Source organism: Pseudoalteromonas sp. PS1M3, from assembly GCF_016865405.1.
Taxonomy (GTDB): Bacteria; Pseudomonadota; Gammaproteobacteria; order Enterobacterales; family Alteromonadaceae; genus Pseudoalteromonas; species Pseudoalteromonas marina.
The window spans coordinates 2,195,760-2,215,894 of record NZ_AP022624.1; the positions used below are offsets into that span (position 1 = coordinate 2,195,760).

The 20,135-nt window shown below is 39.2% G+C and carries 15 protein-coding genes and 2 tRNA genes; 5 read left to right on the forward strand and 12 right to left on the reverse strand.

The window, feature by feature from the left end; all coding sequences use genetic code 11:
• Positions 1-162 precede the first annotated feature (162 nt).
• Positions 163-690, reverse strand: a complete 528-nt coding sequence (locus PS1M3_RS10065) for a VC2046/SO_2500 family protein (RefSeq protein ID WP_006792355.1) — start codon at positions 688-690, stop codon at positions 163-165.
• A 112-nt stretch (positions 691-802) separates the two neighbouring features.
• Between PS1M3_RS10065 and PS1M3_RS10070 the strand changes: the two genes are divergently transcribed.
• Both PS1M3_RS10070 and PS1M3_RS10075 read left to right on the forward strand, forming a co-directional pair.
• Positions 803-887 (forward strand) — tRNA-Tyr (locus tag PS1M3_RS10070).
• A gap of 49 nt (positions 888-936) precedes the next feature.
• Positions 937-1,021, forward strand: a tRNA-Tyr gene (locus PS1M3_RS10075).
• Positions 1,022-1,107: 86 nt separating this feature from the next.
• Here the strand turns inward: PS1M3_RS10075 and PS1M3_RS10080 are convergent.
• On the reverse strand, positions 1,108-1,794 hold the full coding sequence (locus tag PS1M3_RS10080) for a M48 family metallopeptidase (RefSeq protein WP_138740333.1): 687 nt from the start codon (positions 1,792-1,794) through the stop codon (positions 1,108-1,110).
• A gap of 276 nt (positions 1,795-2,070) precedes the next feature.
• Between PS1M3_RS10080 and PS1M3_RS10085 the strand changes: the two genes are divergently transcribed.
• The gene (locus PS1M3_RS10085; protein ID WP_203983965.1) at positions 2,071-5,394 is read left to right on the forward strand and encodes an MHYT domain-containing protein; all 3,324 of its coding nucleotides are present in this window, start codon (positions 2,071-2,073) and stop codon (positions 5,392-5,394) included.
• A gap of 8 nt (positions 5,395-5,402) precedes the next feature.
• A complete protein-coding gene (locus PS1M3_RS10090; RefSeq protein WP_008129762.1) occupies positions 5,403-6,395 on the forward strand; it encodes a two-component system response regulator in 993 nt (330 codons plus the stop codon).
• On the opposite strand, the gene PS1M3_RS10095 is transcribed toward PS1M3_RS10090, so the two are convergent.
• Together PS1M3_RS10095 and PS1M3_RS10100 are read right to left on the reverse strand one after the other, a co-directional pair.
• On the reverse strand, positions 6,392-6,832 hold the full coding sequence (locus PS1M3_RS10095) for a VOC family protein (protein WP_203983967.1): 441 nt from the start codon (positions 6,830-6,832) through the stop codon (positions 6,392-6,394). The genes PS1M3_RS10090 and PS1M3_RS10095 overlap by 4 nt on opposite strands.
• A gap of 1 nt (position 6,833) precedes the next feature.
• Positions 6,834-7,523 (reverse strand): HD domain-containing protein, encoded by a 690-nt coding sequence (locus PS1M3_RS10100; protein ID WP_371816613.1) that lies wholly within the window; start codon positions 7,521-7,523, stop codon positions 6,834-6,836.
• A 106-nt stretch (positions 7,524-7,629) separates the two neighbouring features.
• Here PS1M3_RS10100 and PS1M3_RS10105 point away from each other — a divergent pair, with 106 nt between their 5' ends.
• Complete coding sequence (locus tag PS1M3_RS10105) at positions 7,630-8,820, forward strand: class I SAM-dependent methyltransferase (RefSeq protein WP_203983969.1); 1,191 nt, start codon at positions 7,630-7,632, stop codon at positions 8,818-8,820.
• Here the strand turns inward: PS1M3_RS10105 and PS1M3_RS10110 are convergent.
• From PS1M3_RS10110 to pgi, 8 genes are all read right to left on the reverse strand, one after another.
• On the reverse strand, positions 8,817-9,113 hold the full coding sequence (locus PS1M3_RS10110; RefSeq protein ID WP_006792347.1) for a PilZ domain-containing protein: 297 nt from the start codon (positions 9,111-9,113) through the stop codon (positions 8,817-8,819). The genes PS1M3_RS10105 and PS1M3_RS10110 overlap by 4 nt on opposite strands.
• Before the next feature lie 8 nt (positions 9,114-9,121).
• Positions 9,122-9,502, reverse strand: a complete 381-nt coding sequence (locus PS1M3_RS10115) for a response regulator transcription factor (protein WP_008129771.1) — start codon at positions 9,500-9,502, stop codon at positions 9,122-9,124.
• A gap of 75 nt (positions 9,503-9,577) precedes the next feature.
• The gene (hrpA, locus tag PS1M3_RS10120) at positions 9,578-13,465 is read right to left on the reverse strand and encodes an ATP-dependent RNA helicase HrpA (RefSeq protein WP_203983971.1); all 3,888 of its coding nucleotides are present in this window, start codon (positions 13,463-13,465) and stop codon (positions 9,578-9,580) included.
• A gap of 124 nt (positions 13,466-13,589) precedes the next feature.
• Complete coding sequence (locus PS1M3_RS10125) at positions 13,590-14,624, reverse strand: isoaspartyl peptidase/L-asparaginase family protein (protein WP_008129776.1); 1,035 nt, start codon at positions 14,622-14,624, stop codon at positions 13,590-13,592.
• Positions 14,625-14,749: 125 nt separating this feature from the next.
• Entirely contained in the window at positions 14,750-15,454 is a 705-nt protein-coding gene (locus PS1M3_RS10130; RefSeq protein WP_006792343.1) for a SapC family protein, read from the reverse strand.
• Between the two features lie 344 nt (positions 15,455-15,798).
• Positions 15,799-16,509: a 6-phosphogluconolactonase gene (gene pgl, locus PS1M3_RS10135; protein ID WP_203983973.1), complete on the reverse strand. Its 711-nt coding sequence runs from the start codon at positions 16,507-16,509 to the stop codon at positions 15,799-15,801.
• A 2-nt stretch (positions 16,510-16,511) separates the two neighbouring features.
• Positions 16,512-17,984: a glucose-6-phosphate dehydrogenase gene (zwf, locus tag PS1M3_RS10140; RefSeq protein WP_138740327.1), complete on the reverse strand. Its 1,473-nt coding sequence runs from the start codon at positions 17,982-17,984 to the stop codon at positions 16,512-16,514.
• Between the two features lie 268 nt (positions 17,985-18,252).
• Complete coding sequence (gene pgi / locus PS1M3_RS10145; RefSeq protein WP_203983975.1) at positions 18,253-19,899, reverse strand: glucose-6-phosphate isomerase; 1,647 nt, start codon at positions 19,897-19,899, stop codon at positions 18,253-18,255.
• Positions 19,900-20,135 lie beyond the last annotated feature (236 nt).

The following is a 20,135-nucleotide window of genomic DNA, read 5'->3' on the forward strand; positions in this document are numbered from 1 at the left end:
GCATTCATGTCATACCATTTGTAGCCATTATAGCAATTGCATTTAATTTTTGGATGCTTTTTTTACATTAAATCAATTTTTAGTCAATTGGGGTTTGGTGCAGTCGTAAAATTTAATCAGTGATGGGTAGTGTAACTAGACACTATTTGATGAAATCATAAATTATGCCATCGTCAAATGTAATGGTTCACGCTGATTTACGTCTGTTAGAACGTCATAAAAGCCTGCGACATCCATTTTTGGATTATCTATTTCTATTTCGTCTTTTTGTAAACGTCTTCGCACAGCAAGTTCACAATTATCTATAATGGGTAGGGGTATGTGGTTTACATCATCTCTAATCGAAAAGGGCTCAGGGTTTAAACACTGATTTAACTTTATATCGGCCATGCCTTTATTTTCACCAACCAAAGACAAACGCTGTGCATTAAACTGCCCAATTAGCATATTAAATTCACTGGGTGCTAATGGCTGCTTTGGTCCTGCTCCTAATTGCTCTCTTAACTGCGCTTCTTGAGTTGTGTTATCTTCAATTTCACTTTTAGGTAAATGAAATTGACTAAAATCTAAAGCATCTTGTGAAAGCATTGCTAACAGCAATGAAAATTCACCACGGCGGTCTGCATGTACACTTTGGTTTAACCGAGTACTTAATTGCTGCTCTGTGATTAACAAATCATCGATTTGCATAGACTTTAGCCGATTGGAATGAGTAATGAATATTTATCGGCTTTATTTAAATTTTCTTTAGCTTTTTTCTTTACTTAAAGGCACATTTTGCTATTATCAGCGCCGTTGCATTGGAGGGGTTCCCGAGCGGCCAAAGGGATCAGACTGTAAATCTGACGGCTCAGCCTTCGCTGGTTCGAATCCAGCTCCCTCCACCACTTTTCTTACCGCTAAGTTAAGTGGGGCCAAATGTAACAAAAATAGTGTGGAGGGGTTCCCGAGCGGCCAAAGGGATCAGACTGTAAATCTGACGGCTCAGCCTTCGCTGGTTCGAATCCAGCTCCCTCCACCACTTCTTCTATATTTCTATATTTCTATATTTCTATATTCCTATATTCCTATATTCCTATATTCCTATATTCCTATATTCAAATTAGCTTAAAACACCCACTGTAAACTTGTTCCGTTTGCTTTTAGCCAATCTGATGCAATTTTATGATCAGGAAAAAATGCCTCTACTCTAGCCCAAAAGTCCTTACTGTGGTTTAAATACTGCAAATGAGCAAGTTCATGCACAATTACATAATCAATCACGGCATGAGGAGCCCCTATTAGGTGTAAATTAAAAGTTAGTTCTCGCCTGCTGTTGCAACTCCCCCAACGGCGCTTATATATGGCAATACTTAATTTTTGAGGCAATTCTTCTTTCATTATTTTGCAATAATAGTTAATACGCATTTCAATATACGCCGCCAACTTCTCTTCTAAATACTGTTTAATCAAACTTTCGTATTTACCATTGTAATTTTTTACTCTAGTAGAGTGTGTTACTAACAAAACATTATTGTGTTCTTGAATATCAGATAATGAGCTTTCTAAAAAACTTAATTTAACCCAGTCAGAAAATATCTTAATTTTATTATGGATAAGGGGATACTGCTTAATATCGACTGCATTAAGCTGCTTTTTTAATTGTGCTTCAATCCAGGGCTGCTTTTCAAGTAACCAACTATCGATTTGTTTTTGGGCAACATAATGGGGAGCATATACAGTAACAGCTTGATCATGTACCTTTATAGCGACTGTTTTTCTTCGTTTACTTTTTTTTAGCTGGTAATCAAACACTACTTTTTCTCATTAACCTAATTTTAAGTATTCACTACAAATATTTATATGCTAATTTGATGTAACCCCATGTTGGTTATCATCTGTGTCATTCATATAATAGCAAAATATTTTTCTATCAGTTTGCATAAAATAAATATAAAAAATAATAACTTGAAAACTATACGTTAAAAAATTGAAACAAACTCATTTTTTATACCGCTCTAGTTAATTAAGTATTTATTTATATGATGAATATATTAAACTGGCTACCTAAAGACTAATTTTTGAGCCAATATGCTATCTGCATTTTTTATTACAGACCACGACCCTAGCCTAGTAGTTAACGGCGTTTACGACCCTCTTTTAGTATCTATATCTGTTTTAATAGCAATATTCGCTTCTTTTTTTACAACCCGATTGATTGATTTAGCCAAAGAAACAAAATTTCATAATTATGAACGCCTAGCAAAATTTACTGCCGCTGCTATATTTTCAGCCGGTATTTGGAGTATGCACTTTATCGGTATGCTGGCCTTCTCGCTCTGCACAAATATTAAATACGACCCAACAATAACTATATTGTCTTTTCTTCCTGCTTTTTTTGCTTGCCTATTTGCAATTTCTATTTTAATTAACAATAAAGCGAGCTTCAAAATACTTGGTTTATGTTCTGTATTATTAGGCGCAGGCATTGGCACAATGCATTATAGCGGCATGGCCGCTATGGAGTTGGCTCCTTTATTACGCTACGACCCACTTATGTTTGTTTTATCAATATTTGTTGCAATAGCACTTTCTTTTATTGCTCTTTATAGTCGATTTAACTTAGATAAATTTTTCCCTACATTAACGCCTCTACAAAGCCGCACCATAAGCGCAATTATTTTGGGCCTTGCTGTTGCAGGAATGCACTATATGGGCATGGCAGCAACCCGTTTTGTTGCAACTTCGCCACTGCTATTCGATGATATTAACGCATCCGCCGGTCTTACATTTGTCGCAATTGCTGTTGCTACAGCAACGGTTGCTATTACAAGCGTCGTGGCGGTTATTAACGGAATGGTTCGTTATAAAATGTTGCTAGAAGAAAAGTCTGCCGATGAGTCTCGCCTGAATGCCATACTCGAAACAGCCATCGATGCCATAGTAACGATTGATCACAGAGGGCATATTTTAAGTTTTAATGCCTCAGCCACACATATTTTTGGCTGGCAAGAACATGAAGTAAAAAACAAAAATATAAAAATGTTAATGGATGAAAAGCTCGCTAAGCATCACGATGAATACCTCTCTAATGCAAAAGATGTTAACTCAAACAAGGTGCTCGGTGTAAACCGTGAAATTTTTGCAAAACACAAAGAAGGCCATCTTTTTCCTATTAGAATAGGCATTGGTGAAGTTAACCAGCCAGGACAAACCCCACTTTATGTTGGTTATATCACTGATTTAACCGAACAACGTGAATTACAACGCAGCCTTGTTGAAAAAGAGCAAAAATACCGTTCTTTAATAAACAATATGCCGGGTGCTGTATTTAGATGTAGGCTAGATGATAATTGGAGTATGTTATTCATAAGCCCAAGTATTTTAGAGTTAACAGGTTATCAATCAGATGAATTTACTGAGCATTGCTTAGAATTTAACGACCTTATTTTAAAAACTGACCAACAGGCAGTAATAGATGCAGTAACTTCAGCAGTTAAAGAAAAGCGCCAATATTCTATCGAATATAGAATTCGTCATAGAAATGGTAAAGTTTTATGGTTATTAGACCAAGGTAGTTTTTACTTTAATAATAAAGACGAAGCTCAGTGGATAGATGGCGTGTTTGTTGATATCACCGAGCGTAAAGAGTACGAAGAGAAGCTCGAAAAAGCGAAACTCATCGCTGAAGAAGCCGCACAAGCAAAACAGTCGTTTATGGCTAATATGAGCCACGAAATACGCACCCCTATGAACTCTATTATCGGCTTTAGCGACCTGCTCATGGATACACCACTCAATAATGAGCAGCAAAAGCACCTTGTTACCGTTAATAACGCAGCCCGTTCGCTTCTTCGCTTGCTTAACGAGGTACTCGATTCAGCTAAATTAGAACGTGGTAAGTTGACCATTGAGGCAGTTCACTTTAGCCTTAAACCCGTTATAGACAGCATCATTTCAACGTTTTGGTTAGAAGCAAAAAAGAAAGATCTTTTACTTCATCTTATTATTAAAGAATCAGTGCAAAATACCTATTACGGTGATCCAGACAGGTTAAGACAGATTTTAACTAACCTTATTGGCAATGCGATTAAGTTTACAGAGCATGGCTCTGTGACCATTACCGTAAGCACCACACAAAATGGGCATTTATTTTTTGAAGTACAAGACACCGGCATTGGGATTGAAAAGGATAGAGTGAGCGCTATTTTTCAACCTTTTGTCCAAGCTGACGGAACGACTACCCGCCGCTTTGGTGGTACAGGGCTTGGAACAACTATCAGCAAACAACTTGTTGAGCTGATGGGGGGAACTATAAATTTAGTCAGTGAAATAAATAAAGGCACCTGCTTTTATTTTTCGCTTCCTCTTAAAGTGGGTGATGAAGAAAAAATTGACTATTTTGATGGCCTTCATACACAGTTACCTGCCCTAAGAATTTTGGTCGTTGACGACATAGAACAAAATACTGAGCTTCTCTCGTTATTACTTTCCAGGGATCACCATGCGGTTACAAAAGCGAGTAATGGTCTTGAGGCAATTGACACCTTCAAACAACACGATTTTGATGTCATTTTAATGGATATTCACATGCCAGAATGTGACGGTATTGAAGCTTCGATAAAAATACGCGAGATAGAAAAACAACAACAGTTAAAAAATATTCCTATTATTGCTTTAACCGCCAGCGTTTTACAGCAAGATAAACTATTAGCTAAAAAAGCAGGCATGAATGGGTTTGCAAACAAGCCAATTGACATTAATCAATTAAATCAAGAAATTGCACAAGTACTTGGTTTAGGTGTTTCGAAAGAAATCGAAATAGCACAAACAGATCCAAATGCAAAACACATCGATTTTAAAAAAGGATTAGCGTTATGGGGATCGAAGTGTAAACAGCTGACTGAAATCACTAAATTTATTAAAGACAATGACAAACGCTTCGACACACTTATAAACGAGCCTCAGCTAAACACTCAAAATAGCTATAGTTTAATACACACTTTAAAAGGGATTGCTGGAAACCTTGGTCTTATTGCACTAATGAGACTTTTATCCAATCTAGAGCAAGCTATTAAACAAGGCGAGGACGTTGATAATATTTTACAATCAATAAAAGCTGAACTGTCTGTTATTTCACAATTGTTAACGACAAAAGAATGTGATCAAACTGATAAACCTGAAAGTAAAAACAATGTAGTGTCAATTGATGAATTAACACAGCTGTGTGAAGCACTTTATGACTCAGCACAAAACGCTGAATTAAACGATAATGCATTGACGAACCTGCAAACGTTTTCAGGTGAACCCTTTTCAGATGACATTGCCGCAATAGCTGATGCATTTGATGAATTTGATTTTGAAAATGCGATTCTCAAATTAGACACATTGATAAACAAACTAAACGATATATGAGTATATAGATGATTTTTGCTACACACAGGCCTCGGGTTTTAATTGTTGATGATGAGCCTGCGAACCTTAAGGTTATGCGGGAAATACTGGGCAATCAGTACCGATTGTCCTTTGCAAAATCGGGAGAAGCAGCCTTAACATTACTTGAAAAAGAATTACCCAAACTCATTTTACTCGACATAATGATGCCACATATGAATGGGTTTGAAGTATGTGAACACGTTAAACGTAATCCAAAAACCGCACACATCCCCATTATTTTTGTCACAGCCCTTGGTGACGAGAGCGATGAGTATAAAGGGTTTGAATTAGGTGCGGTCGACTACATAACCAAGCCAATAAGCCCTGCTATTGTAAGAGCGCGTGTTAAAACACACCTTTCTTTGGTACAAGCAGAGCAATTAAAGCAAGCACATATAGATTTAGTTCAGCGCTTGGGGCGTGCCGCAGAGTATAAAGATACCGATACGGGTGAGCACATAGTTCGTATGAGCCAGTACAGTAAAGTTCTTGCGCTAGGTATTGGCATGTCAGAAAATCAAGCAGAGCTTCTGCATCAGGCAGCGCCTATGCATGATGTTGGAAAAATAGGTATTCCCGATGCAATTTTATTAAAGCCCGGAAAGTTATCAGAGCAAGAATTTGAACACATGAAAGAGCATGCCTTAATTGGCGCAAAAATCTTAGCTAATTCATCTTCTCCATTGCTTCAACTCGCGCACACATTGGCAATAGAGCATCACGAAAAATGGGATGGAACAGGTTACCCTTACGGTTTAAAAGGCGATGAAATTTCAATCGAAGGTAGAATTGTTGCTGTTGCAGATGTATTTGATGCACTCACATCTAAGCGACCATATAAAGACGCGTGGAGTGTAGAAAAAGCAGTTGCTCATATGAAAGACCAAGCAGGTAGCCACTTTGACCCAGCTATTATTGATTTATTAGTTAATAAACTAGACGAAATACTCAATATCAAGCAAAGCAATCAAGAACGTTAACTCTTTTTAGCACTGTGCGAGCCCTGCTCAACAGATGGGTAAAACATCTTGATATGTTCATAATCATGAGATGTTATTTCATGGCTATTACCGCTTTCATCTTTAAAATATATTGAGAACGTAACACCGTGGTCGGCTAATACTGTTTTTATGTCCATTGATTTGAAGTGCGCAAGCCACGCTATAAATTGTTCTCCAGTAGCACCAAACGCAATTCCTTTGCTGCGAACTTCACCTTCAAACAATGCTAAGCGTGTTGTGGTATTTTGGTCTTGGAGTGTTAAAGGACCTTTGCCTGTCTCGTCCCAAAACGCAAGCTCCTCAACTACTTTAAAACCAAGTACTTTTTCATACCAAGTCACTGCATTCGAAAGATTATTTACGTTTATGTGGCAGTGATCAACCCCCGATAATAAAGGCATTGTTTTGTTGCTCATATTACTCACCAATCTCTGACTTTAACTGCTCTAAAAACGCATCCATATAGTGAGTGCGTCTTTGCGCTTCAGCTTTAGCTGATGGCGTGTTCATACTCTTAGCAATATTTAAAAGTTTTATAAAAAAATGATCTAAAGTAAATTTTTTATCGTCAGGCTCTCTAGTTGTACAAAAAGGGTCGTCAGGGCTGTAAAGTAAGCGCCCTATAGAACCCCCTACTTTCATGCAACGGCTAACACCAATGGCACCAAGAGCATCCATTCTATCTGCATCTTGTACTATTTGCGCCTCAAGCGTTTTAATTTTAATGTTAGCACTAAAGCTATGTGCCGCTATTGCATGATGAATTTCTTCAAACAAGTTTGCGTCATAACCTAAGCCTTTTAAAAACCCAATCGCTTTATCGGCTGCCATAGTCGATGCTTTGGCTCTGTCAGGGTGATTTTTAGCCACTGCGACACAGTCGTGTAACCATGCTGCAGGCAAAACAATCGCCATATTGGCATTTTCAGCTTCACAAAGTTGTATTGCCACTCTAACCACACGTTCTATATGGGTAATATCATGAGCAACATCAGCATGTTTAAGCGATGTAATAAAGTCACGACATTGCCCAGAGAGTATTTGTAATGCGGGAGATAACGTGGTTTCTGCCAAGGTAGTTTCCAAAAATTTATTAACATATTGAATTAGTCATACTTTACCGCGCTTTATAGGCTTCATGCAAAACATTCATTGTATGTTGCCCCTGCCTTGACTAAAATACAGCGCTTATTTAATACAACCGAGAAGCCTTATGTCATCTGCCGTTTATCTCCAAGCTGGTCGCGATAAATCATTAAAAAGAAAACACCCATGGTTATTTTCAAAAGCCATTAAAAAGATCAAAGGTAAACCGGGACTGGGCGACACGGTAACTATTCACGACAGTGAAGGTAAATATTTAGCAACAGCAGCCTATAGCCCGCATTCTCAGATTCGAGCGCGTGTTTGGAGCTTTGACGAAAAAGAAATTATAGATAAACACTTTTTTGAGAGACGCTTACGCCGAGCACTTGAAGCTCGTAGCCAAGTAATTGAAGAAGGCGGATTAACTGGTTACCGATTATGTGCCGCTGAGTCTGATTACTTACCGGGTGTTACAATCGATAAGTTTGATAATGTACTTGTATGCCAACTACTAAGCGCAGGTGCAGAGCGCCACAAAGGTGAAATTGTAGGCGCACTGATGGCTATATTTCCAGGCAGCAGCATTTACGAACGTTCAGACGTAGACGTACGAACAAAAGAAGGGTTAGAGCCAATTAAAGGGGTACTTTGGGGCTCTGAACCAACGCAGCCAGTGCTTATTGAAGAAAATGGTTTAAAGCTTGAGGTAGATATTTTAGAAGGTCATAAAACCGGGTTTTACCTAGATCAACGCGATAGCCGTGCAGCACTTGAGCGTTTTTCAAAAGATAAAACTGTTCTTAACTGCTTTAGCTACACAGGGACATTCTCACTTTATGCGCTTCGTGGTGGCTGTACACATGTAACCAACGTTGACGTATCACAACCGGCACTCGATACCGCAAAACGTAATGTTGAGCATAATAATTTAGATTTAAATAAAGTCGATTTTGTTAAGCAAGATGTTTTTAAACTTTTACGCCAGTACAGAGACGAAGGTAAACAGTTCGACACCATTGTTATGGACCCGCCTAAATTTGCCGACAACAAGGCACAGCTAACAGGTGCATGCAGGGGCTATAAAGATATCAATATGATAGCTATGCAAATATTAAAGCCAGGCGGCACACTATTAACATTCTCTTGCTCGGGCTTAATGGAACAAAACTTATTTCAGAAAGTAGTTGCAGACGCAGCACTAGACGCGGGTAAAGACTTGTTAATAATGGAACGTTTAAACCAAGCAGCTGACCACCCAATTGCGGGCAGCTACCCTGAAGGCTTTTACTTAAAAGGGCTTATCTGTAAAGTTTATTAATTAAACTCTATTATCTCAAGCCCTGCCGTAATCGTGCCATCATCTTCTTTGCTGGCACGTATTACCTTAGCAGTCGCTTTTAAAGGGGCAATACTTGGATGAGTTGATGCAATATCAACAGACAAAAGTGTATTTGGTTCTAATAAATCATCTAAATGCAGCGACAATCCCGTTGCACTTAAGTCTACGCATTCAGCAGTGTAAGTTAAGCCGGCAACCGGCTCGATAGTTGTAAGCATTGCAGTAGCGTTCACCTGCATGCGTCTATAGTTTCGTTTATCTTCTGTGAACATAATTCCCTCTAAACTATTGTGTTTATTTGCTCTAACAGTGCACTTATGGCAAACGGTTTGACTACATAAGCATCACAACCGGCGTCAAAACCTGTTTTCTTCTCAAGCTCAGACTCAAGGCCTGACACCATAACCACAGGAATGTTTTTAGTTTCTGGCGTATGTTTTAGCATTCTGCATGTATCATAGCCATCAAGGCCTGGCATACATACATCGAGTAAAATAATGTCAGGAGGATTGGCAATTGCAGACGCAAGACAATTCTGACCAGAGTCAGCATAACTAACGTCAAATTTAGACTCTAGTGCAGGTTTAAGCATTTCGTAATTAAAATACTCATCATCTACAACTAATAGTCGTTTTGTTTTAGGTTCAATCACCGAGGACATGCTTATGTCGTTTCCTTCTCAAAACAAAAATAAATCCTACCTTTAAGGTACTAACCTTCTTGATAAATGCAAGCATTATTCAACTTCTTTTATAGCATTTAAAATTCGTTTAGACGAAATAGGGTAAGGCGTTCCTAGCGTTTGTGCAAATAATGAAACTCTTAGCTCTTGTTGCATCCAAAATATAGCTTCTATCTCGCTGGGTATTGGCATACCTTTGGGTATTTTATTAGTCAGCTTTTTATACTCAGCTGCCACTTTATCAAGCTCAAGTACACACACTCTGTCTCTGTTTGGGTCAACAGGGAGCTTTTCTAATCGCTTTTGAATCGCTTTCAAATAACGAATTAAATCAGTCAGCTTAGTCGCACCATGTTGACTAACAAACCCTTTAAAAATTAACGACTCAAGCTGAGACTTAATATCGCCATGCGCAGTGATCATGGTCAAATCAACCCGCCCTTTCATTTTTTTATGTAGCGCATGCGCAATGCTAAGAACTTGTTCAACGTGAATAGCTATATCGACTACAGCGTCACCTAGCTCGCCACGTATTTCTTCTTTTACACTTTCAAACTCACTGCTCGTTCTAATATCGCCATATTTGAGTAATAAGCTATCAACACCCGCGGCAATACAATCATTAATTAAATCGGCTATTTTTCCAAAAGGATTAAAGTACAATCCCAACTTAGCCTTATTAGGCAGATTTTGCTGTAAATATTTAATAGGTGAAGGCACATTTAATAATACCAATCGGCGAAGGCCTTGCTGGTGTGCAATCTGTGCCTTTATTTCGTTATCAAATAGCTCAACCGCAGCACTTGATTTTTTATCCACCAGCGCTGGATACGCTTTTATTTCGTACTGGCCTTGCTTTTTAACGTAAGACTTAGGTAGTTCACCAAAGTTCCATTGTGTTAAGTCTGCTTTTTCTATACCGTCATCCGCAACTTTAGAAAGTGTTTCGGTTACCTCTCCTTGAAGCTCTGCTTTGAGCTTCGCAAGGTCTAGACCGCGAGCCAGTAATTTATTGTGCTCATCGCGTACTTCAAAATGTAAGCGTAAATGAGAAGCAAGTGATGTTAAATCCCACGCTTCAGGATCAACGCGTACACCGGTCATTCTCAACAAACGTGTGGTAAGTGCGTCAAGCAACGTGCCTTGCATCGGCTCTACCGCCGCAATAACAGCATCGGCATAATTAGGAGCGGGCACAAAGTTACGTCGAAGTGATTTTGGTAGCGATTTAATCAAGCCACTAACAAGTTCGTGCCTAAACGCAGGGATATGCCAATCAAAGCCGGTTTCTTGCAATTGATTTAATAAGGCAACGGGTATTTGCACCGCAACACCATCAACCGCTTGACCTGGATCAAAGTGATACGTAAGCGGTAATATTAAATTATCTTGCTGCCATGTATCTGGGTAATCAAACTCTGTAATACTGTTTGCGCCATGGCGCATTAACTCATCGCGAGTCATATGTAGATAGTGTTTATTTTGTTGTTTTTGAGTTTTATACCACTTAAAAAAAGCGGCTCGATTATTAATTTCTTTTGGTATTTTTTTATCGTAAAACTCAAATAAGGTTTGTTCATCAACTAAAATATCACGTCGGCGCGACTTATTTTCAAGAACTTGTATATCTTCGATTAGCTCACGGTTAAACTGTAAAAAACGCTCGTTTAAACCTAGCTCTTGTTCAACCAGTGCGGTGCGTACAAACAGCTCACGACTAACTTTAGAGTCTATATTGCTATACACACAGCGGCGCTTATTAACAACTAACAACCCATATAAAGTTTGTTGCTCAAAGGCAATAACAGCCCCAGGTTTTTTCTCCCAGTGGGGCTCAGAGTAGCTGCGTTTTACCAAATGTTGGGCTAAAGGTTCAACCCAACTGATATCGATTTTTGCATTAGTGCGCGCATACAATTTACTCGTTTCAACAAGCTCTGCTGACATAATCCATTTAGGCGCTTTTTTAAATAAACCTGACCCCGGAAAAATATGAAACTGACTATTACGCGCACCTTTGTAAGCTTGTTTTTCGTCCTTAAAACCAATATGGCTAAGCATACCGCTTAGTAAGGCTTTGTGTACGGCTTCACTATCAGCAACATCACTTGTTGCCTTCATGCCCATTTCGTTACACACAGTACTTATTTGATATACAATATCTTGCCATTCACGCAGGCGCATATAGGCTAGGAAGTCTTTTTGGCATAATTTTCTAAACTGACTGTTTGTCAGTTCGCTTTGTTGCTCTTCTAAGTAATTCCACAAATTTAAAAAGGCAATAAAGTCTGAATCAGGATCATCAAAGCGGCCGTGTTTTTCATTCGCTGCTGCGCGTTTTTCCTGAGGTCGTTCACGTGGGTCTTGAATAGATAAAGCAGCCACAATGATAATAACTTCACGAAGTGCACCTAACTTATGCGCTGTTAACACCATTTTAGCCAAACGCGGATCAACGGGTAATCGGCTCAGCTCCCTACCAGATTGCGTTAAAGCAGTTTTATTATCTCGTTTAGACGACTTTACTGCTTGTAACTCCTCAAGCAGAGTCAAACCATCATTGATATTTCTGCTATCTGGCGCTTGCACAAATGGAAATTGCGCCATGTCACCCAAGCCCAAAGCTAGCATTTGTAAAATAACAGAGGCTAAGTTTGTACGTAGAATTTCCGGGTCAGTAAACTCGGGGCGAGATAAAAAGTCATCCTCAGAATACAAGCGAATACAAATACCCGCTTCAACACGCCCACAACGGCCCATACGCTGATTAGCACTTGCTTGTGAAATAGGCTCGATTGGTAAACGCTGTACTTTTGTACGGTAGCTGTAGCGACTTATGCGCGCAGTACCTGGATCTATAACATAGCGAATACCTGGCACGGTCAATGACGTTTCAGCCACGTTAGTCGATAAAATAATGTGACGGCGCGAATGCGGCGCAAATATTCGATTTTGCTCTGCATTTGATAAACGCGAATACAATGGGAGTACATCAGTGTGTTTTAAATTTCGCTTACTCAACGCGTCGGCAGTGTCACGAATTTCACGCTCACCATTTAAAAATATAAGTATGTCGCCAGGGCCTTCTGCGCACAGCTCGTCAACGGCATCAAAAATACCTTGTAACTGGTCACCTTCTGCTTCCATACCCTCTTTTTTAATATCGCTAATTGGGTTGTAACGAACATCAACAGGGAAAGTACGACCTGATACCTCAATAATTGGCGCATCGTTAAAATGCTTAGAAAAACGCTCAGGGTCAATCGTTGCTGAGGTAATTATAACTTTTAAATCTGGACGCTTAGGCAGTAAGTTTTTTAAGTACCCTAAAATAAAGTCAATGTTTAGGCTACGCTCGTGGGCTTCATCAATAATTATGGTGTCGTATTGATTTAAAAAGCGATCTTGCTGAATTTCGGCCAGTAAAATACCGTCTGTCATCAGTTTGATGTATGTGCTGTTAGAAACCTGATCACTAAAGCGGATTTTAAATCCCACTTGTTGGCCAAGTTCACACTTCATCTCATCAGCAATACGGTTTGCAACGGTGCGTGCGGCTAACCTACGTGGTTGTGTATGGCCAATAAACCCATCAACTCCACGGCCAAGCTCTAGACACATTTTAGGTATTTGCGTCGTTTTCCCCGAGCCCGTTTCACCGGCAATAATAACAACTTGGTTATTTGCTATTGCGTCTTTAATGGCTTGTTTTTTTTGACTTACAGGCAGCTGCTCAGGGTATGTTACCTGTGGCAAGTTAGCTAATCGTTTTTCTTTTGATTGTTGGCTGCGGGTTATATCTGCGGCTATTTTTTCAAGCGCATTGGCTTGTTTAGTTTCGTCGGCTATTTTTTTAACACCATGAAGGCGTTTTTTGAATATGAATTGATCTTTTTTTAAGCACGTTTTTAGCTCGCCAAACAACTGACCTAGGTTAACCACCCGCATACCTTATAAAATATGTAAAAGAGCCATAATTGTATCAAAGTTAACGGCTCGGGTTAATCCTACAAATCATTAAACACTCAGTTGTTTGACATTTAAACACATGTATCAGCCTGTATTCCTATTCGCCTTTAAAAATGCCTACATAAGTTGCTTGCGTATTCGATTTACTCGCGCGATACATCCCCGACGTGTTAAACGGTAAACTAATATTGCCCTGCGTGTCGATAATAATAACACCGCCTGTACCACCTATTGGCTTTAATACCTTGTTTATTACTTCATCACCGGCTTGGGCGATTGTACTGCCTTGGTATTTAACACGAGCGCAAATATCACTTGCCACGTTGTAGCGAATAAAATATTCACCATGGCCGGTTGCTGATACCGCACATGACTCATTCTCAGCAAACGTACCAGCACCTATAACAGGAGCATCTCCAACACGGCCGTAGCGCTTTGCCGTCATTCCACCGGTTGATGTGCCTGCAGCTAAATTACCATTTTTATCAAGGGCAACAGCGCCAACAGTGCCCATTTTAAAGTTATCTGGTAGTGCATTGTGTGCAGCCTGATATGACTTAGTTGTTGCTTTGGCTTTATCAAGCTTATCTTTTGCTTTAAGCAGAGCATCGTAACGATGTTTAGTATCAAATATGTTATTTTCGATAAGTTCAATACCTTGCTCTTTTGCAAATTCCTCAGCACCTTGTCCACTGAGCATAACGTGCACTGAGTTATCCATAACTAAACGAGCAAGTTTAATTGGGCTCTCTACATGTTTTACACCTGCAACAGCCCCAGCTTGGCGGTTACGCCCGTCCATAATTGATGCGTCGAGTTCATGCCCACCGTCGTATGTATATACTGCACCCCGCCCTGCATTAAAAAACTCAGACTGTTCTAATACTGTAATTGCAGCAGTCACCGCATCTAAGCTTTCCCCGCCTTTTTCAAGTACGCTGTAACCTGCTTCAACAGCTTCGGATAATTTAGCACGGTAGGCTTTTTCTTGCTCAGGGGAAAATTTTGCTTTATCTATTGTTCCTGCGCCACCATGAATGGCAATGGCAAGCGGAGATTCTTCACTTAGTACACTGTGACTAAACCCTATGCTCGCACTGGCTAAAATAGATAATAAGATTATTTTTTTCATGACTGGCCCTTATCAAAAAAGTATTAAAACCAATGTGAACGGTTAAAACGTAAATTTCAACTAAAGTAAGTTTAAAGGCATAAAAAAAGCGCCTTGAGGCGCTTTTTATAGTTAACGTGTTTAAATTAAGCTTGTTTGGCTTTTAAACGCGCTAAACGTGCTACTTGGTGAGTAGACGTTAAGAAAGAGTAAATTGGTGCTAAATAGCCGCGCTTACGAAGCTCTAAGAAGTCTGCATCGCTTAGCTCATTTAGTTTTTTCTCGTCGATAAGGTAAATACCGTTAATGTCTTTTTTCTCGCCTTTGATGTCTACTGTTAACGTTTGTGCTATTAGTAGCTCTTTATCAGCAAGGAATTTAGTGAACGCATCTGTTACTTGAGAAAACTCAATAAAAGACACTAGCGACTCTTTGCGACGTTTTAGGTAATCTGTTTCTTCACCGTTTTCAAATAACGCATTACCGTCTGTTTCGCTTACAAGTGGGCTTGCTTCATCAATAACGATACCAAATTGGTCTTGCTCTGGGTGTTTAACTAAACCTAGTGGGTAACGTGTAGACGCCATTGGTGCAAAAGAAGCTGTCCATTTGTCGCCTTCAACAAATAAGTTTTCGCCTGGCTCTAGGCCAAACATTGCAACTGCTTGGAAAGTACCTGCTTCGTTATTTTTAACAAACGACATAGGAAACTCATTTGCTACACGCGCAAACTCATGTGCTACTACAGGCACTAAATGTTGAGTTTTCATAAATTCTACATTGATGCCGTTTTGAATTTTAATGTTGGCATGTTTTTCATTGTGTAAAGGCTGTACTTGTTGCTCCGCCATGTTACTGCTCCGTTTTTAATTTTATAAGTTTCATTGTTAATGCACTAAGGCTAATGCTTTTGAGGCGAAAAAGGAAGGGAAAGTTTTATGACATAAGCCATCTAAAAATAAAATTTAAATAAATCTGCACGTTGCCAAAAAACATACACGTAATAATTTTAAAATACGCTTAAAAATAAAGCGTTACGCGGCTATTTAGCATACAAGACTAAGCAACCCATTTACAATAGTTAACAGATTTTCACCTATAAACTTACTCATATTGAAGAATATTTAAACAAACAAAAAGGCAGCTAATTTAGCTGCCTTTATAAAATTGAGTGAGTACTGCAAATTTGATTAAATTATGGAGCCCAATAAACTTCAATATTTATATCAGGATGGTTTAGCACAGCACGCAGAGGCATATCGTTAACATCGCCCCCTGCCTTAGCTTGCTTATAAACAGCGAGCTTTTCTTCACCGCTAATAAGTAGTTTTACCACTTTAGAATTTGCTATTGCATGCAAGGTAAGCGTCATACGCTCGGTAATACTCCCCGTCACGTCGCTTTGTATTGCGTTAATCGCACAAACCGTTTGAGTGGTGGTTAAACCATGCTCTAACCCATCTGCATGTGGGAATAAAGACGCAGTGTGACCATCAGGCCCCATACCTAAAATAGTTACATCATAAGGCGTTTTAAGTGCACCATACGCGGCTTCACATTTTTCAGCACCTTGTTGTGCAGTAGAAGCATCGTTTTTCATTGTTATAAAGTTGGCTGCATTACCAAAATTTTGCAACAACGTACTTTTAATAAATGCTTCATTACTTTTCTCGTGATTTGGCTCAACCCAGCGTTCATCAACCATGGCTACGTCAACGTTCTGCCAATCTAAATCAAGGGTTGATAAATGCTTATATGCTGCAGCGGGTGATGACCCGCCTGATACCATTAGTACCGCGCGCCCATCATCTTTAATACCATCTATTAATGATTGCTCTAAGGTTGCCGATAACTCTTTTGTTAGTGCATCTTTGTCATCAAAAAATTTTTCAACTAAAGTCGCCATAATTATGCCTTATCACCTGTGTTAAACCACACATGGTTGTTTTCTGCTAATAGTTCATCGGCATCATCAGGCCCCCACGTACCGGCGCGGTAAAGTGCAGGCTTACCTTTTTCTTGCCAACGCTCAACAATCGGGTCAATCCATTTCCATGCTTGACGAACTTCATCACGATGAATAAACAATGATGGATTATTTGCAGCCGCATCAAGCATTAAACGTTTATATGCATCAGAATGGAAACCGTTACTGTAAGCTTGTGATAACTCAATGTTCATCGTTACCGGCTCTAATTGCATTTCAAGGTTATCCAAACGCTTTGACATAAGCGTTAGCTGAATCGTTTCTTCAGGCTGAAGGCGAATAACTAAGCGGTTTGGTTCAATGTTGCCAACATTTTCTTCATAAATATTGTGCGATACTTTTTTGTACTCAACCACTATTTCAGCACAACGTTTTGCCATGCGTTTACCTGTACGAAGGTAAAATGGTACGCCAGCCCAGCGCCAATTATCAATGTGTGCACGAATAGCAACAAAGGTTTCTGTTTTACTAGCGCCTTCGTTTAGCTCTTCTAGGTAGCCAGGAACTATTTTTCCGTTTAAATCGCCCGGTACATATTGGCCGCGTACTATGTTGCTATCAACATCTGAATCAAAAAGTGGGCGAAGCGCTTCAAGTACTTTTAGTTTTTCGTTACGAATACTATTAGCATTAAGCTTATTAGGAGCTTCCATTGCAACAAGGCACAAAAGCTGTAATAAGTGATTTTGAACCATATCACGAAGTGCACCGGCTTTGTCGTAAAACCCAGCTCTGCTCTCAAGGCCTACGGTTTCAGAAAGACTAATTTGAATATTATCAATCGATTTAGCATCCCACATGTTTTCAAATAATGAATTTGAAAAACGCAGTGCCATTAGGTTTTGTACTGTTTCTTTACCTAAGTAATGGTCTATACGGAAAATTTGGTCTTCTTCAAAAAATTCAGCAATTTTAGCGTTTATTGCTTCTGCAGATTCACCACAGTAACCGATTGGTTTTTCTACGACTACACGCGATGTTGGCGTAATCAAATCTTTTGTAGAAAGAATTTCACAACACTTGCCATAAACGGCTGGTGGTAAAGATAAGTAAAACACGCGAGATTTAGTGCTATCGTGCTCATCTAAGATCTCTTTAAGCACATCCCAGTTATCGTCAGCTTCAGTAACATTACTCACCACTGGCACTAAATAAGTAGAAAATGCTTTCCAATCTTTGGCGTTAAATTCACCTTTACTTAAAAACTCTTGCAGTGCTTTGTGCGCTGTTTCAATGTATTCGGCACGTTTGCTTTCTTCACGAACTGTTGGCAGGATGCGTGAGCCTTCAGGTAAGTTACCTTCTTGATATGCTCTGTACATTGCAGGTAGTAATTTGCGTAACGCAAGATCACCACCGCCCCCAAAAATTATGATATCAAAAGGATTAAGCATAGTTACTCTCTACGTTGTGATACCCCGTCCTAAAATAAGTTCGCGGGTATGCCTGTTTATAACTTGGATGATGGTAGCTTTTATAATGTGTTAAAAGCCTGCTGAATTGTTCTTAATTGATGATGTATTATTATTTTTTTATCATCTACGCTTTATTAAATGAGCCTTAGGATTCTGTATCTCCTCTCACAAAAATACAGACCCTAAGCACTCCAGCGCTACCCGTTCAAAGGTACTCGGTTTACCTACTTTTAAGCAGGTTAAATTGTTACTGCGTACGGTGTTGCTTATAGTACGCCATCAGTCCACTTGTAGAGCTATCGTGATCGTGATTTACACTATCATCTGTCAGCTCACTTTCAATTTTAGATGCCAAGCCTTTACCCAGTTCAACACCCCATTGATCAAATGAACAAATGTCTAAAATTATGCCTTGGCAAAAGATTTTGTGTTCGTATAACGCAATTAAACGCCCTACCGTTTTAGCATCAACAGTGTCTAGCAGCATTGATGTTGTTGGACGATTTCCTTGATGAATTTTGTGATTTAATAGTTCATCAATCTGCGCCTGCGATTTACCTTTAGCTGTTAAGTCGGCTGTAACTTGTTCTGCATCAACGCCACTCATCATTGCTTCTGTTTGAGCAAAAAAGTTTGATAATAAAATGTCATGATGCTTATCAACATTAATTTGTGGTTTAACAGATGCAATAAAATCTGCTGGCACAATCACGTTGCCTTGGTGCAGGCATTGATAAAACGCGTGCTGACCGTTAATACCAGTCATACCCCAAATGATTGGTACCGTGGTGTACGGTACTACTTTGCCTGCAAAGTTAACATGCTTACCGTTACTTTCCATCTCACCTTGTTGTAAATACGCAGGTAACATGTGAAGAGATTGGTCGTAAGGTAAAATTGCTTGCGACGTATACCCTAAAAAGCTGGTATTCCAAACACTTAACAAAGCCATTATTAAAGGAATATTCTGCTCAAGCGGCGCATTTTTAAAGTGTTCATCAACTTCAAAAGCACCTGTTAGTATTTCTTCAAATGCGTCATAACCTAAATACAGCGCAATCGGTAAGCCTATCGCACTCCATAATGAAAAGCGACCACCTACCCAATCCCACATAGTGAATACGTTTTCATCAGCAATACCAAAGGCAGCTGTTTTTTCTAAATTTGTACTTACTGCAACAAAATGTTTAGCAATTGTGCTTTCATCTTTTGTTGTTTCTAAAAACCAATCTACCGCTGTTTTAGCGTTCGTCATGGTTTCTGATGTAGTAAATGTTTTTGACGAAATAACAAATAATGTTGTTTCGGGATCAATATTTTTAAGTACAGAAGCAATTTGTACACCATCAGCATTTGACACGTAGTGCACATTTAACGTGTTGTCTGCGAGTGCTTTTAACGCCTCAGTTGCCATTTGAGGACCTAGATTCGACCCGCCTACCCCAATGCTAACAACGTCTTTCACCGCTTTGCCCGTATAACCAAGCCATTGGCCGCTTCGCACTTTTTCAACAAATACTTTAATTTTGGCAAGCTCATTATCAACCGCTTGCGTTACATTTTCTCCATCAACAATTAATGGAGTATGTGCACGATTACGTAATGCAGTATGTAGTACAGAGCGTTCTTCGGTGATGTTGATTTTTTCACCGCTAAACATTTTATCTCGCCAAGAGACAATATCGCACTCTTTAGCAAGCGACACTAAATTAGCAAAAACATCGTTATCAATTAATTGTTTAGAGTAGTCGAATAATACACCTGGGATCTGAGTTGAAAACTTAGAAAAGCGGGTACCGTCTTGTGCAAATAACGTTTCAAGATGTGTTTGTTTCATCTTAGCAGCACTTTGTTCAAGGGCTTGCCAACTTGCTAATTGCGTTCGGTTCGACATTTAAATATCCTCTAAAAATTTTAACCGGTTGATTTATAGTTTCTTTTTATAATGTAAAAGTCTTTAATCCGCGCTAAACACACTAAAATAAAACGCTGATAGTATAGTTAAAAACGTAAAAAAAGCGCTGCTTTTACTATTTTATACGCAGATGATAACGCAATTTTTGTCATTTGACACCGGTATCATAAATATTTTGCAAATTATTTTACCCGCAATTTCAAAGGCACCCACAA

Excerpts from the sequence above, each read along its gene's own strand:
- PS1M3_RS10065 (WP_006792355.1), bottom strand. The coding sequence starts at position 690 with ATGCAAATCGATGATTTGTTAATCACAGAGCAGCAATTAAGTACTCGG.
- PS1M3_RS10085 (WP_203983965.1), top strand. The coding sequence starts at position 2,071 with ATGCTATCTGCATTTTTTATTACAGACCACGACCCTAGCCTAGTAGTT.
- PS1M3_RS10090 (WP_008129762.1), top strand. The coding sequence starts at position 5,403 with ATGATTTTTGCTACACACAGGCCTCGGGTTTTAATTGTTGATGATGAG.
- PS1M3_RS10095 (WP_203983967.1), bottom strand. The coding sequence starts at position 6,832 with ATGAGCAACAAAACAATGCCTTTATTATCGGGGGTTGATCACTGCCAC.
- PS1M3_RS10105 (WP_203983969.1), top strand. The coding sequence starts at position 7,630 with ATGTCATCTGCCGTTTATCTCCAAGCTGGTCGCGATAAATCATTAAAA.
- PS1M3_RS10110 (WP_006792347.1), bottom strand. The coding sequence starts at position 9,113 with ATGTTCACAGAAGATAAACGAAACTATAGACGCATGCAGGTGAACGCT.
- PS1M3_RS10115 (WP_008129771.1), bottom strand. The coding sequence starts at position 9,502 with ATGTCCTCGGTGATTGAACCTAAAACAAAACGACTATTAGTTGTAGAT.
- PS1M3_RS10125 (WP_008129776.1), bottom strand. The coding sequence starts at position 14,624 with ATGAAAAAAATAATCTTATTATCTATTTTAGCCAGTGCGAGCATAGGG.
- PS1M3_RS10130 (WP_006792343.1), bottom strand. The coding sequence starts at position 15,454 with ATGGCGGAGCAACAAGTACAGCCTTTACACAATGAAAAACATGCCAAC.
- pgl (WP_203983973.1), bottom strand. The coding sequence starts at position 16,509 with ATGGCGACTTTAGTTGAAAAATTTTTTGATGACAAAGATGCACTAACA.
- zwf (WP_138740327.1), bottom strand. The coding sequence starts at position 17,984 with ATGCTTAATCCTTTTGATATCATAATTTTTGGGGGCGGTGGTGATCTT.
- pgi (WP_203983975.1), bottom strand. The coding sequence starts at position 19,899 with ATGTCGAACCGAACGCAATTAGCAAGTTGGCAAGCCCTTGAACAAAGT.